At 39.2% G+C, this 13,905-nt stretch carries 13 protein-coding genes; 6 read left to right on the forward strand and 7 right to left on the reverse strand.

The annotated features are described in order from the left end of the window. The first annotated feature begins 473 nt into the window (after positions 1-473). Positions 474-1,448 (forward strand): GTPase Era, encoded by a 975-nt coding sequence (gene era, locus AN486_RS16240; RefSeq protein WP_039202571.1) that lies wholly within the window; start codon positions 474-476, stop codon positions 1,446-1,448. A gap of 298 nt (positions 1,449-1,746) precedes the next feature. After that, the gene (locus tag AN486_RS16245) at positions 1,747-2,253 is read left to right on the forward strand and encodes a dihydrofolate reductase (RefSeq protein ID WP_168635191.1); all 507 of its coding nucleotides are present in this window, start codon (positions 1,747-1,749) and stop codon (positions 2,251-2,253) included. 84 nt (positions 2,254-2,337) lie between these two features. Here AN486_RS16245 and AN486_RS16250 read toward each other — a convergent pair whose 3' ends face one another. After that, complete coding sequence (locus tag AN486_RS16250; protein ID WP_190384344.1) at positions 2,338-3,138, reverse strand: tetratricopeptide repeat protein; 801 nt, start codon at positions 3,136-3,138, stop codon at positions 2,338-2,340. Positions 3,139-3,405: 267 nt separating this feature from the next. Here AN486_RS16250 and AN486_RS16255 point away from each other — a divergent pair, with 267 nt between their 5' ends. After that, positions 3,406-3,705: a 30S ribosomal protein PSRP-3 gene (locus AN486_RS16255; RefSeq protein WP_015079494.1), complete on the forward strand. Its 300-nt coding sequence runs from the start codon at positions 3,406-3,408 to the stop codon at positions 3,703-3,705. 100 nt (positions 3,706-3,805) lie between these two features. On the opposite strand, the gene AN486_RS16260 is transcribed toward AN486_RS16255, so the two are convergent. Beyond that, complete coding sequence (locus AN486_RS16260) at positions 3,806-5,524, reverse strand: WD40 repeat domain-containing serine/threonine-protein kinase (protein ID WP_290601555.1); 1,719 nt, start codon at positions 5,522-5,524, stop codon at positions 3,806-3,808. 209 nt (positions 5,525-5,733) lie between these two features. Between AN486_RS16260 and AN486_RS16265 the strand changes: the two genes are divergently transcribed. Further along, complete coding sequence (locus AN486_RS16265; protein WP_039205045.1) at positions 5,734-6,702, forward strand: orange carotenoid protein N-terminal domain-containing protein; 969 nt, start codon at positions 5,734-5,736, stop codon at positions 6,700-6,702. Between the two features lie 174 nt (positions 6,703-6,876). Continuing rightward, positions 6,877-7,326, forward strand: a complete 450-nt coding sequence (locus tag AN486_RS16270) for a DUF29 domain-containing protein (RefSeq protein ID WP_053537597.1) — start codon at positions 6,877-6,879, stop codon at positions 7,324-7,326. A 41-nt stretch (positions 7,327-7,367) separates the two neighbouring features. On the opposite strand, the gene AN486_RS16275 is transcribed toward AN486_RS16270, so the two are convergent. From AN486_RS16275 to AN486_RS16295, 5 genes are all read right to left on the reverse strand, one after another. Continuing rightward, positions 7,368-8,156 (reverse strand): peptidase, encoded by a 789-nt coding sequence (locus AN486_RS16275; protein WP_290601558.1) that lies wholly within the window; start codon positions 8,154-8,156, stop codon positions 7,368-7,370. Positions 8,157-8,168: 12 nt separating this feature from the next. Then, positions 8,169-8,402 (reverse strand): preprotein translocase subunit SecG, encoded by a 234-nt coding sequence (secG, locus tag AN486_RS16280; protein ID WP_027403518.1) that lies wholly within the window; start codon positions 8,400-8,402, stop codon positions 8,169-8,171. Between the two features lie 451 nt (positions 8,403-8,853). Next, positions 8,854-10,452, reverse strand: a complete 1,599-nt coding sequence (gpmI, locus tag AN486_RS16285) for a 2,3-bisphosphoglycerate-independent phosphoglycerate mutase (protein WP_039205041.1) — start codon at positions 10,450-10,452, stop codon at positions 8,854-8,856. 629 nt (positions 10,453-11,081) lie between these two features. After that, the gene (locus tag AN486_RS16290) at positions 11,082-11,354 is read right to left on the reverse strand and encodes a toxin-antitoxin system HicB family antitoxin (RefSeq protein ID WP_052150102.1); all 273 of its coding nucleotides are present in this window, start codon (positions 11,352-11,354) and stop codon (positions 11,082-11,084) included. A gap of 7 nt (positions 11,355-11,361) precedes the next feature. Further along, complete coding sequence (locus AN486_RS16295; protein ID WP_039205040.1) at positions 11,362-11,784, reverse strand: putative toxin-antitoxin system toxin component, PIN family; 423 nt, start codon at positions 11,782-11,784, stop codon at positions 11,362-11,364. A gap of 418 nt (positions 11,785-12,202) precedes the next feature. Here AN486_RS16295 and AN486_RS16300 point away from each other — a divergent pair, with 418 nt between their 5' ends. Further along, entirely contained in the window at positions 12,203-13,900 is a 1,698-nt protein-coding gene (locus tag AN486_RS16300) for an AarF/ABC1/UbiB kinase family protein (RefSeq protein WP_290601563.1), read from the forward strand. The last annotated feature ends 5 nt before the right edge of the window (positions 13,901-13,905 follow it).

A 13,905-nucleotide genomic window follows, 5' to 3' on the forward strand; every position in this document is an offset into this window, starting at 1 on the left:
CCCCTACCCCCCTACCTCTTTTCTCTCCTTATTATGATACAAGGGGTTTAGCAAAAGCTTAATGGTGTCAACTTAAGCTACAGATAGCTTATTTCTTTGGCTGACAGACCCACTCTGAAATGAATTTCAGGGCTAATACACTACCTTATGCCTTGGTCACGCTTACGCGAACAGGTGAGTCTGGGCTTCTCAACGACTCCTCTATGAGGACAGTAAAATTTGGCTTTATGCTTTTTATTATTTCCATAAATATGCAATAATTAATGTATCTCTAATTTAGTCCTTAGTGAATTGAAATATGAGAATAGAAAATATGGCTACGCCACGCCAGCTATCACAATTTCAAACTTTGCGTCTTTGCTCCTTTGTATCTTTGCGCGAAACATAATTTATACCGTCATTATGCAATCCCCTAAATTGAAAGAGAATTTCCCTCAAAGCTCAAAATAATCTATTAATCATAACTGTAAAAAATGCAAGTAGAATCACAAGTATCTGATATTGATAATAATATTTTTACTGATTTCGGTGGGGTCATGATTCCCCAAGCACCGGCTGGATTTAAATCAGGTTTTATTGGCATTATCGGCAGAACTAATGTGGGTAAATCCACTTTGATGAATGAATTAGTTGGGCAAAAAATAGCTATTACTTCCCCCGTGTCCCAAACTACTCGAAATCGCCTAAAGGGGATTTTAACTACGGAAACAGCCCAGTTGATTTTTGTGGATACGCCCGGTATTCATAAACCTCATCATCAATTAGGGGAAGTGTTGGTAAAAAATGCGAAAATTGCCATTGACTCGGTAGATGTGATATTATTTGTGGTTGATGGTACAGTTGCTTGTGGTCCAGGCGATCGCTATGTGGCAGAACTACTAATTAATACTCAAACACCTGTAATTCTGGGGATTAATAAAATTGATCAACAACCAGAAGATGCCCAAAAAATAGATGATAGTTATATTCAATTAGCCGATACCTATCAATGGCAAAGTGTGAAATTTTCTGCTAAAACCGGCGCGGGATTATTGCAACTCCAAGATTTATTAATTAGTCATCTCGAACCAGGTCCATTTTATTATCCACCCGATTTAGTAACAGACCAGCCAGAACGGTTTATCATGGGTGAATTAATTCGAGAACAAATATTATTATTAACCCGTCAAGAAGTTCCCCACTCCGTAGCCATAGGCATTGATTTAGTTGAAGAAGCTCCAAAAATTACCCGTGTTCTCGCCACGATCCATGTTGAGAGAGATTCTCAAAAAGGCATTCTCATTGGTAAAGGTGGAACAATGCTCAAAGCTATTGGTAGTGAAGCTAGACAACAAATTCAAAAACTAATTGCTGGGAAAGTTTATCTAGAATTATTCGTTAAAGTCCAACCCAAATGGCGACATTCACGGGTGCGTCTAGCAGAACTAGGTTATCGCGTCGAAGAATAATATGAGGAATCAGGAAGTAGGGGCGCAGGGCCTGCGCCCAGTTTGGTGGTAGAGAATGCGCCCAGTTTGGTGGTAGAGAATGCGCCCAGTTTGGTGGTAGAGAATGCGCCCAGTTTGGTGGTAGAGAATGCGCCCAGTTTGGTGGTAGAGAATGCGCCCAGTTTAGTGGTAGAGAATGCGCCCATTCTAGTGTTATCCATATTTTTGATTTCAACTTTTTATATCATTTACCCATAGTTTACGGTATCGTAAATTCTTACAATTACCTTCTCTGAAAAAACCAGAATATTATCAATTTATGCCGTTAATTAGTCTCATTGCTGCCATTTCTGAAAATCGAATTTTAGCAAACTCAGCCAGAAAACATATTCGTGCTGGTAATCCCTGGAATATTCCCAGTGATGAAATTTATTACCGGCAAATGATCAGAAGACATCCTGTAATTATTGGACGCAAAAGTTATTCTACCATGAGTAAACCATTTCCCGATTGTACAACTATTGTTCTCACCAGAGACACCAATTTTCAAGCCTTTGGTTGTGTCGTGTTGCATTCATTAACAGAAGCAATTGCATGGGCGGAAATGAGTGAAACAGAAGAAATATTTATCGCTGGTGGTGGACAGATTTATACTGAAGCAATCAAATTTGCCGATAAACTTTATTTAACTATTGTTGAAGGTAATTTTGTGGGAGACATATACTTTCCTGAATTTGCCGATTTTGGGAAAGTCACCAAAGAAAAGAAAATGCAGGAAAATGGCTATAAGTTTAATTTTGTGGAAATTGAAAAGTGCGTTAATTAGGTAACGCCACCTTCAATAATTGGCTAAGTAATGGGACACAATTAATACACAACTGATTTTTATGTTCCCAGTTCCCCGTTCAATTTATTGTAATTTCAAAAATCTATTCAAAGCTGCTACCATACTTGGTGGCCAGCGACGGATATTCGTTACCCAATTCATATCCTTATAACGGGTATCTAGTCCATAAGCAGCCACCCAATTACTTTCTGCCTCTCCCTTATTTCCCCTCACCCAATAAGCGGCTGTTAAAGCGGCACGCATATCAGCAAATCGAGGATATTTACGGACTATATTCCGCATCTCGCGGATAGCTTTATCTGATTGATTAGTTTCATATAAAGCTAGGGCATAATTAGCTCTAGCAAAGGCAAAATTTGGGTTAATTTCTGTGGCTTTTTGGAAATCTAAAATCGCTTCTTGCCATTTCCCTAAACCTGTTTTAGCATTACCACGATTATTATAAGCCATAGCATCTTGAGGATCTAATTCTAATACACGATTATAGTCAGCGATCGCCTCCTCCCATCTTCCCAAACCTTCCAACGCCGTCCCCCGATTCAAATAAGGATCTGTTACAGTAGGCGCAAGTTCTACAGCCTTGTTATAATCCATCAATGCGGCTTGTAACTTATTCTGGCTGACACGAGAATTACCCCGATTACTCCATGCACCCGCATTAGTCGGAAATTTTTCAATAATTTCTGTCCAATAAGCTTCCGCTGTCACAAAATCACCCTGATTCGTAGCTGCAAAAGCCTTACTCGCCAATTCATCCCCTACTTGCAACTCCTGAGCGGTAATAGGTTGAGATTCTGCCATAACTGGTGTATTCCAGCCAAAAACCAGCAACAGACTCAGAAAAATACCAATTAGTTTAATCATCTAACTCTGACGTGATATGCAACAAAATTAATCATATAGCAGAATACAGAAAAACCCGTAGGGGCGCAGGGCCTGCGCCCTCCATTATATTTCACGAGAACGAAAATTGCTGTAAAAAGCAGGGACTGCGCCCCCATTATATTTCACGAGAACGAAAATTGCTGTAAAACTAATTGCCACCACAAATGGTCAATTATTCAAACATTGAGTTAAAATAAGGGGTCGCAAACTTAGTAAGTAAAACCCGGATATTCCCCGGAGGTGTAATTGACCAAGTTCATTTTGAAAATTCTCTGGTTAGACGAAAACGTCGCCCTAGCAGTAGATCAGGTTGTCGGTAAAGGTTCTAGTCCCTTAACCAAATACTTTTTTTGGCCCAGAAATGATGCCTGGGAAGAGCTAAAAAAAGAGTTAGAATCCAAACACTGGATCACAGATGTTGACCGGGTAGAGTTGCTTAACAAAGCCACAGAAGTGATTAACTACTGGCAAGAAGAAGGCAGAAAACGCCCAATGGCAGAAGCACAGTTGAAATTTCCAGAGGTTGCCTTCACAGGTAGCGCCTGATTGTTTTAAATTGGTAATTGGTAGTGGGTAATTGGTGATTGGTCATGGGTAATTAAGTAAAATTATCACCTATCACCAGTCCCCAGTCACCAGTCCCCCATCATCTTCGCCACAATTTGATTGTCTTGTCCTTACTACCACTGATAATCAATCCCCCATCATCCCTCATAACAACGCTAGATACCGAGTCTGTATGACCGACAAGACTAGCAATTTCTGATTTTGTGCTGATTTGCCAAATTTTCACCGTTTTATCCCAACTGCCACTAATCAGCGTTTCTCCATCAGCACTAAAAACTACAGCCACCACTGACCAAGAATGACCTGAAAGTGTGCTAATTAATTCACCAGTGCTAACATCCCATAATTTAATTGTATTATCACCGCTACCAGTCGCCAACAAATTAGGATGAGTGGGACTAAAAGCCACTGTCAACACTGCCCAAGTATGACCAGAAAGAGTTGTTAATAAGTGAAAATTTCCGTCTTCTAATTTCCAGACCCGAACTGTGCGATCATAACTAGCACTAGCCAAAAGCTGCCCTTGGGGACTAAAAGCTACAGCATTTACTTGTAATTTATGCCCCGTTAAAGTATTCAGTGCTAAACCTGTATTTACATCCCAGATTTTAATAGTTTTATCCCAACTGCCACTAGCTAAAATTTGCCCACAAGGATGAAATGCTAGGGATTTAACAGCATGAGAATGTCCAGTCAAACTATGAATTTTTGCTAATGTCTTCACATCCCACAAATTGATAATTTGATCATTACTAGCCGTAGCTAAAACTGTATCATTATCATTAAAAATGACTGCTGTTATAGATTGACTATGTCCGGGAAAGTTCCCCATTAATTGCTGATTGCTTAAATTCCATAATTTAATACTTTTATTATCTTCACCACTAGCTAATATTTTGCCATCATGACTTAATGCCACAGTATTAATAGAACTGTTAATTTGATTTTCTAGAGTATCAGCAAGTTGCCATAAATGACTTTTATTTAGAGATGATAAAGGCAAATAATTATCTTTGATACCCAAATTATAGATAAGTTGATCTGCTGATTGCCAACGTTCTTGTAAATTATATTTTACCAATTTATCAAGGGTTTGTCCTAAATGTTCACTAATTTGATCAGTGAGATAATCTCGCCATACCCAGCTATTATTAGTCATATCAAATAGTTCAAAAGGAGAAATTTGAGTAAGTAAATAAATACAAGTTACACCTAAACTATAAAGATCACTTGCGAAAACTGCTTTACCTTGTGCTTGTTCTGGGGAAATATATTCTGGACTACCAACTAAATTATCTTTATCTTTATTAATATTGGCAAACTTCATATTCGCAAAATCTCCTAAAACCAAATCATCTAATAAATCTCGACTTTGATTTTTAGTCCGCAAAATAATATTTTCTGGTTGAATATTTCCATGAATAACTTGATGATCATGAATAAACCTGATCACTGGTAATAAGCTTTTTAAAATTTGCCAAATCTGAGTTTCATGAAAACCACCTTGCTTTGCTAATAAACTAGCTAAATTATCACCATCAATAAATTCTTGAATTAAATAGTAATATTCATTTTCTGTAAAATGTGTGATTAAAGTAGGAATTTGTGGATGTTTACCTAATTCCATTAATGTCTGTACCTGAAATTGAAAAATTTCCAGCGATTGATATTGAGATGAAACTTGATAAACAACACAAGGAATTGGCGGAAATTGACTTTCATCTACAGCCAAAAAAGTCTGATACAATCCCCCCTTACTAATGGGTCTAATTAAACGATAACCTTCATTAATCAACACAATTTAGCTCCTAAATTCCTCTCTGCGCCTCTGCGTGAAAATAAATTCTCTACCATTAATTACCTATTTTGTCAATTCGTAATTTCTATTATTTACAAAAATTAAGATTTTCATTACATTATTTTCCATAAGACATAAGTTCATCATAAACATTTTTAGCTGATGTCTTCATAGCGACTAATTAACACATAATCTTGGAGATTCCGATTGTGGCTTTAACTATCCAGTCCGCTCAAACTATTTTTTCTAATACTCAACTTCCTAGTCCTATTCCCGCAACAATAGCGTTATTTGATCAACTTAACGTTGATGATCAATTAGCTTATCTTTGGTATGCTTATACTGAAATGGGTAAAACAATTACTCCTGCTGCACCTGGAGTAGCCCGCTTGCAACTAGCAGAAAGTTTGCTTACCCAAATTAAGCAAATGTCTCGTGAAGATCAAACAAAAGTCATGCGGGATTTAGCCAGCCGTGCTGATACTCCTATTAGCCGTTCCTATGGTTTCTTTAGCGTCAACACCAAACTCGCTTTCTGGTTCGAGTTAGGAGAATTGATGAAACAGGGAATCATCACTCCTGTCCCCGTTGGTTATCAAATGTCTCCCGGTGTAAAATTTGTATTAGAAGCCACACAAAAACTTGATCAAGGTCAGCAAATCACCGTATTGCGGAATACCGTAGTAGATATGGGATTTGATACTTCTGATCTTGGTCCTAGCAGTTATCCTAAAGCAGCTACAGAACCTGCTTTCCAACGGACAAGTCCAGTTATTTCCTCCGTTAAAATTGACGGTATTACAGAACCTGCGGTCTTAGGCTACATTGAAGCCATGAATGCAGATAAATTTGATGATGCGATCGCACTATTCACTACCGACGGTGCGCTACAACCACCATTCCAAAAGCCAATTATTGGCCGGGAAGCGATCGCTAAATATATGCGCGAAGAAGCACAAGGACTAAACATGATGCCACAACAAGGTATCTGCGAAGTTCAACCAGACGGTTCTAAACAACTGAAAGTCACAGGAGTAGTACAAACTCCTTGGTTTGGTGTCACAGTTGGAATGAACATTTCCTGGCGGTTTTTAATCAATCCCGATGGAAAAATCTTCTTCGTAGCCATTGATATGCTTGCATCTCCTCAAGAACTCATGAACCTACGTCGAGTGTAATCAAATCATGAGGCTGTCGAAAATCAAATTCACTTGTAATTTCCACAGCCTCGCAATAATAGAGTCAAAGCTATTGACACCGACCAGAAAATTTGTTATCATGAAACCGACGAGGAAGAACCAGCCCAGTTGTATAAGCGCAACTAATCAAGCCTTAAGCTAAGTCAGCAAATAATGAAAACAGCTATTGAGATCAACAAACTATATGAGTCTAATTACTCACAATGGCTAGAGGAGACAATTAAAAACCTCAAATCTCGTCAATTGGGAGATATTGACTATGATCACTTAATAGAAGAGTTAGAAGAATTGGCGAAAACCGAAAAAAGACGAGTGAGAAATTTATTAGAACAGATTATTAGACACTTATTACTTTATCAAAATTGGCATATAGAAAAGCCTAGAAATGCTAACCATTGGGCAGCGGAAATTATTAGTTTTCGTAATCAAATTAACGAAGAATTAACCACTAACTTACGCAATCATTTAGCAGAAAATATCAATATCATTTATAGTAATGCCTTAGATTATGTTAAAGCCAAAACCAAACTAACCAACTTACCAGAAATCTGTCCTTACACCTTAGATCAGATTTTAGATAAAAACTGGTTGCCTTCATCTTAAAATCTTACCTTTGCGCCTCTGCGTCTTTGCGTGAGATAAACTCAATTCTGTCCCAAACTTGTAGATTGTTCATAAACCTGTTTTAAAGTATTTACATCTCTGACAGAAATAAACGGCGGTTTGCGAACTTGAGAAAAATACATCGTATCAGTATTTAGAAGACTATGACCCCAGATACCTAAAGCATGACCAAGTTCATGACGTGCTGCTGATAGTACATATTCACCAGTTTGACTAGGACTCAGCAGAATCGTAAATCGGTGAGATAAAATATTATTTTCAGTATATAAATCATAAGTCGTTAAAGCCGAACGCGATCGCAGTATCTTACCATTAGGTTCACGTTGCAAAGGTGGTGCTTTGCGAGAGATTGTAATATCAGCAATAGCCGATTTTTCCACTATCTGCAAAGGTAAATAAATACTCCATTCTTGAACTGCTTGAGAAACACTATTAACCCATATTTGCGATTGTTTTTCATTAATATCAGTTGGTGTTTCTATCTTCACTTTCACCGGAAACCGTGACCAAATTAAATAACCAACTTTCGTAGATTTAATTTGATCAAAATAATCTCCACTATTCGTTTTATCTTGCCATTGTGCCAGAGTCGGTGGTAAAGGATAGTTTTTTTGGATAAATTGGGAGTTTCTTTCCTGTTCCCTCACACCAGCATTTACTTGAAAGTTAGTCAAAACAACCAGCAGTCCTGTACTTAATGCTAAAGTCAGAACTGCTGCTTGTAGTGAGCGAAGCGATGCACTGAGCTTGTCGAAGTGTCGAACTATTAATCTTCGCCAAAAGTTTTGATTTTGGGTGATTTTTCCCATTTTCAGTTTCGATTATTTGGGCAACCAATTAGCACTTAAAACCACAGTTAAACCCATAAAAACTACAACTAATGCCCAAGTAACTCGATTTAAAGTATTTTCGGCACTTTTGGTACTGCTAAATAATTGTGCTTGTCCACCAATAGCCCCAATGCCATCACCTTTAGGACTATGTAACAAAACGAGAATAATCAAACTGAGAGCAGAAAATGCCCAAATGCCTTGAATAATGTTAGTAATTGCCATATTAGAAATGTTGGTTATCAGAAGTTATCAATTTTGGAGGGATTTAGCAATGCTCATTGGTGTCAACTTAGGCTACAAATAGCTTATTTGTTTAGCTTCCAAACCCGCCTGGAACTTAAGTTCCGGTTTCATAGCCAAAGTAAACTGAAGTTTACTAAAGAATTTTTGGTTTCCTTAGTCATCTTTAGATGACTTTCGCTATGAGACTGGGAATTCATTCCCAGGCGGATTAAAGGTTTTACTTAAGTTCCGGTCTCATAGCCAAAGTAAACTGAAGTTTACTAAAGAATTTAAAAATTTTCCGGTTATTCAGTCATCAAAAGATGACTTTTGCTATTAGACTGGGAATATGGCTAACGCCACGCTACGCTATCATTCCCAGTCGGGCTGTGGGTTTTACGTTAAGTTGACACCAATGAAGCTCTTGCTTTACCCCTACCATTTTACGATTTTACAACCCTATTTGCACAGGAGTACGAGTTAGTTGTAAATCATATTCTGCGGCTTTAAGTAATGATCGCCCTGTCATTTCTTGTGGTTGGGATATTTGTAAAATATCCAGAATAGTCGGGGCAATATCGGCTAATTTGCCATCATTTCTTAATTCCACATTTGTTCCATATCCGGGTATTTTGGCTTTTTCGCCTTCTACCAAAATTAAAGGAACTGGGTTAGTAGTATGGGCTGTCCAAGGATGACCGCCTTCATCTAGCATATACTCAGCATTGCCATGATCAGCAGTAATAATTGCTGTACCACCTGCTTTACCAATAGCATCAATTAGACGACCTAAACATTTATCTACTGCTTCAATAGCTGTGACTGTCGCTGGAATTTGTCCTGTATGCCCTACCATGTCTGGGTTAGCATAGTTCATTACAACTAGGGAATAGATACCCTTTCTGATGGCAGCGATCGCCACATCTGTCACAGCTTGTGCTGACATCGCCGGGGTTTGATCATAAGTATTCACCATTGGACTACTGACTAATTCCCGATCTTCCCCCTCACAGGGATCTTCTAGTCCCCCATTAAAGAAATAAGTAACATGAGCGTATTTTTCAGTTTCAGCCGTTCTAAACTGTTTTAACCCGCGATTAGCGATAACTTCACCCAGAATATTACTCAGATTTTGCGGTGCGAAAGCCACAGAAACTGGCAATTCTGGATCATACTGGGTAAAAGTTACAAAAGAAAGTGGTTGAATTGGCTGTCTTTCAAAACCGTTAAAAGTTTGACTAACAAAGGCTTGAGTTAGTTCTCTAGCGCGGTCGGGGCGGAAATTGAAAAATATTACCCCATCACCAGATTCTACCGCGCCCGGTTGCAACCGGACTGGGAGAACAAACTCATCGGTTACACCTTTCGCGTAAGCTGCTTGCAATACCTCTACAGCCGTGAGTCCATTGCCCGCATTATCTGTTGTTATTACATCGTAGGCGTGTTGAACTCGATCCCAACGGTTATCACGATCCATTGCATAAAAACGACCACTAATAGTAGTGATTTCACCGATGCCAACATGATCTATATAGTCTTCCAACTGCTGGATGACTTTGATAGCATCTGTCGGTTTGGTGTCACGACCGTCAGTAATGGCGTGAATACAAACTTGTGAAAGTTGCTGTTCCTTAGCTAAGTCAAGTAATCCAAATAGATGGGTAATATGGGAATGCACCCCCCCATCAGAACAAAGCCCCACTAGATGTAACTTGCCATTAGCAGAACGGACTTCCTGGCAAATTTTGACAAGGGCTGGGTTTGCGGCTAAAGAACCGTCTTCTACAGCATCTGAGATCCGTACCAATTCTTGGGGTACGACTCGACCAGCGCCAATGTTCAAATGACCAACTTCCGAGTTGCCCATTTGACCTTCTGGCAACCCTACGGCTTTTCCTGATGTGCGAATGAGGGTGTGGGGATAGACTGCCCATAAACTGTCCATAATCGGAGTTTTGGCAGCGGCAATCGCGTTTCCTCGCGTTTCCTCACAGTAGCCCCATCCATCTAGAATGACTAGCACCACAGGAGCAACAGGTGCTTTGGTCATAGTAAAATCGCCCTTTACTTTTTGTAATACTCGAATGATACCATTGCTAACCAATTATGGAAGTTAAATTCAGTAGGAAAAAATCTTAAATTCCAAATTTTGTTAACCTACTGATACCAAATATTTGAGACGACTGTGGCGAAATGCCATTTAATTTTTATAGTTTTAGATCAATCCGTTATAAGGTACAGTTTTTTATCCCCAAGCCAGTAGGGGCGGGGAAACCCTCACAAGGGTAGGTTTTTAATATTGTCTGTGAAGGCAAGACTGGGAAGACTTGGAGGGAACGTAGACAAGGAAGATTTTATACGCACAATAGTCTTTTAACGGTGTGTTAAGTAGTGAGACAGAATTAATTACACAATGTTATTGCGTTAGCGCAGCGTGGCGTTAGCCATATGGAATCAAGTGAAATGAAGCAATTCCAAGGGTTGTGATTGCTTCCCTTCGCTCGCAATGACTGTAAATATTTTTGTCCAATTACTTATTGTTGCCAAAAAACATAATCCTGTAGGGTTTTCCTATCTCTAACTCCCTTGTCACCTTGTCCACCTTGTCGGCCAAGTCTTGCCCTCACCAGAATGTAAAAAACCTACACCTGTCAGCGGGGTTTCCCCGCCCTTCATTGCCTATTTTAGATTAAGGGCAGAGCGATCTGCTTGCAGCAGCGCTTCCCGATCGCCTTGTTCTGTAAGATTATCAAGTTTATCCAGTATTCTTAAACCTGCTTCTGGGTTTCCCGTTACAGCCATTGCTTTAAATCGAGTACAGGCATCAAATTCAGCTAGAGCTATAGTAGAAAGTTCTTCAATGAGTTTATTTACACTTATACCTCTAGTTTGCGCCAGTTCTTTTAATCGGATGTGTTTTTCGTTGGGTAAGCGAATAGTTAAAGTAGCCATTTTTTGTTTAACTCCTAATAATTTCTTCCGGTCTTAATATTGATAAGTTAGGAAATACGAGTTCAGCATTTTGGAAGTCTTTAACATTTTTGGTGACAATAATTTGAGCATTACCAGCAACCGCTAATTCAATTAAATGGTTGTCAGCTTCATCTTTTAAATTAGGTCGCCATAAGTAGTAAATTGATATCCATTGACTGACATTTATAAATGATGCAAGTAAAGTATAAATTTCTGTGTTAGTTAGAGAACATTGGCTGATAATTTCTTCTCGCTGCATGACTGATTCATACTCTAAAAATAAAGCATTTCCCATCAAAGGCTGATATTCTCCTTTCAAACAGCGTCGAATTAGTTCCCGACTAGAACCTTTTGATCCAATGAGCGCACTAATAAAAACGCTTGTATCTACCACAATTTTAATCGCCATGTGGCTATGATAGCATATATGCTGTCATTAGAGAAAATATTGGTCTTCGTACTGAGTTTTTTTGCTTTCGTACTATTTTAGATTAAAGGCAGAGCGATCTACTTGCAGCAGCGCTTCCCGATCGCCTTGTTCTGTAAGATTATCATGCAAATGCCTAAGATCACGAATTTGCATGAGTCATTAAGAAAATATAAAATACCCTAAATACACACAAAAAGTTTGTACTTTTATAAAGTATAATTAAGAAAAAGATAAATAAATCTAGCTAGATAGGCTTATTTCTTCACCTATTGCGCCTAGATCCGGTTAAAGTTTCTTTCTAAACTAAAAAGTACCATTTTCTTGTGCCAACAACTAAGTTAGCATTCAGGATTAAAGCGACGATGTAAAATTCCCTGTTGAAGAGGCAAATAAAGGCGTGGGTCAGTATCAATCTGATGAATTAAAGCAGTATAATCCAGAGGCACTGCCCTGGGCGAGCGGAGCGATCGCTCGTTACTTTCGTTACCGTCCTTGGTTAGCCTGGGGACGACTACTGAGAATAATCTGGTCTTTTGCCGGATTTATATTCAGTCTCAAATGGGACGAATGGCTTGACCAGGTAGAGGAAAATCAGGGGAAACGCGCTACCCAGTTGCGAACTCTACTCACCAATCTGGGTCCGACATTTATTAAAGTCGGTCAAGCCCTCTCGACTCGTCCCGACTTAATCCGCAAAGACTTCTTAGCAGAACTAATCAAGTTACAAGACCAGTTACCACCTTTTGATAATGATCTGGCATATCAGATTATTGAAATAGAATTAAATCGCTCAATTGGCGAAATCTTTCGGGAACTTTCCCCTCAACCCGTAGCAGCAGCTAGTTTGGGTCAAGTCTACCGGGGTCGGTTACTCAGTGGCGAGGAAGTGGCAGTCAAAGTACAACGCCCTAACCTCCGCCCGTTACTGATAAAAGACCTGTATCTCATGCGTTGGGTTGCCAGTTGGCTTGCCCCCTGGCTACCCCTGAATCTCGGTCACGATTTAACTTTAATTGTGGACGAGTTTGGCACAAAGCTATTTGAGGAAATTGATTACATCAATGAAGGTCGCAATGCGGAAAAATTTGCCCATAACTTCCGTGATGACCCCCAGGTAAAAATTCCCTGTATTTACTGGAATTATACCAGCACTCATGTTTTAACCCTAGAATGGATCAACGGTTTTAAACTCACAGATACTGAGAATATTCAATCTGTCGGTTTAGATCCAGAAGCCATCATTCAAATAGGTGTAACTACTGGTTTACAACAACTATTAGAGCATGGTTTTTTTCATGCCGATCCTCATCCGGGAAATTTGTTCGCTATGCCCGATGGTCGCATGGCTTACATTGACTTTGGCATGATGGATCAATTAGAGGAAACCACTAAGGAAAGTTTAGTTGATGCTTTAGTACATTTGGTAAATAAGGATTACGCTGATTTAGCGGCAGATTTTGTCAAATTGGGCTTTTTGGCAGCGAACACTAATATTGCCCCTATTGTGCCGGCATTAGAAGCGGTATTAGGAAATGCTATTGGTAAAAATGTCCAAGATTTCAACTTCAAAACCATTACCGATGAGTTCTCGGAATTGATGTATGAATATCCTTTCCGTGTGCCAGCAAAGTTTGCTTTGATTATTCGTTCTTTGGTGACACAAGAAGGGATTGCCCTCAGTCTTAACCCTAATTTCAAAATTGTGGAAGTGGGTTATCCCTATATCGCTCGGCGGTTATTAACTGGGGAATCTCCAGCATTACGGCGACGGCTATTGAATGTGTTGTTCAAAGATGGTAAATTTCAGTGGCAAAGGTTAGAAAATCTGATTACGATTGCTCGCACTGATAGTAATTTCGATGTTTTACCAACGGCGAAAATGGGTTTAGAATTCATCCTTTCCGAAGAGGGTAAATTTCTCCGTCGTCAGTTGGTTTTAGCTATCACTGAAGATGACCGTTTGCACACAGAAGAAGTCCAACGTCTGTGGGATTTGGTCAAGGATGATTTACCACCAAATCGTTTACTTAATGTCGCCATTAGCCTCTTGACCGAGTTCTCGAAAGAAGGTGTAGCAGCTATTTTAGCTAAATAATCTGT

This window comes from Anabaena sp. AL93, from assembly GCF_001672085.1.
Lineage (GTDB): Bacteria > Cyanobacteriota > Cyanobacteriia > Cyanobacteriales > Nostocaceae > Dolichospermum > Dolichospermum heterosporum.

Excerpts from the sequence above, each read along its gene's own strand:
- era (WP_039202571.1), top strand. The coding sequence starts at position 474 with ATGCAAGTAGAATCACAAGTATCTGATATTGATAATAATATTTTTACT.
- AN486_RS16245 (WP_168635191.1), top strand. The coding sequence starts at position 1,747 with ATGCCGTTAATTAGTCTCATTGCTGCCATTTCTGAAAATCGAATTTTA.
- AN486_RS16250 (WP_190384344.1), bottom strand. The coding sequence starts at position 3,138 with ATGATTAAACTAATTGGTATTTTTCTGAGTCTGTTGCTGGTTTTTGGC.
- AN486_RS16270 (WP_053537597.1), top strand. The coding sequence starts at position 6,877 with ATGAAAACAGCTATTGAGATCAACAAACTATATGAGTCTAATTACTCA.
- AN486_RS16275 (WP_290601558.1), bottom strand. The coding sequence starts at position 8,156 with ATGGGAAAAATCACCCAAAATCAAAACTTTTGGCGAAGATTAATAGTT.
- secG (WP_027403518.1), bottom strand. The coding sequence starts at position 8,402 with ATGGCAATTACTAACATTATTCAAGGCATTTGGGCATTTTCTGCTCTC.
- gpmI (WP_039205041.1), bottom strand. The coding sequence starts at position 10,452 with ATGACCAAAGCACCTGTTGCTCCTGTGGTGCTAGTCATTCTAGATGGA.
- AN486_RS16290 (WP_052150102.1), bottom strand. The coding sequence starts at position 11,354 with ATGGCTACTTTAACTATTCGCTTACCCAACGAAAAACACATCCGATTA.
- AN486_RS16295 (WP_039205040.1), bottom strand. The coding sequence starts at position 11,784 with ATGGCGATTAAAATTGTGGTAGATACAAGCGTTTTTATTAGTGCGCTC.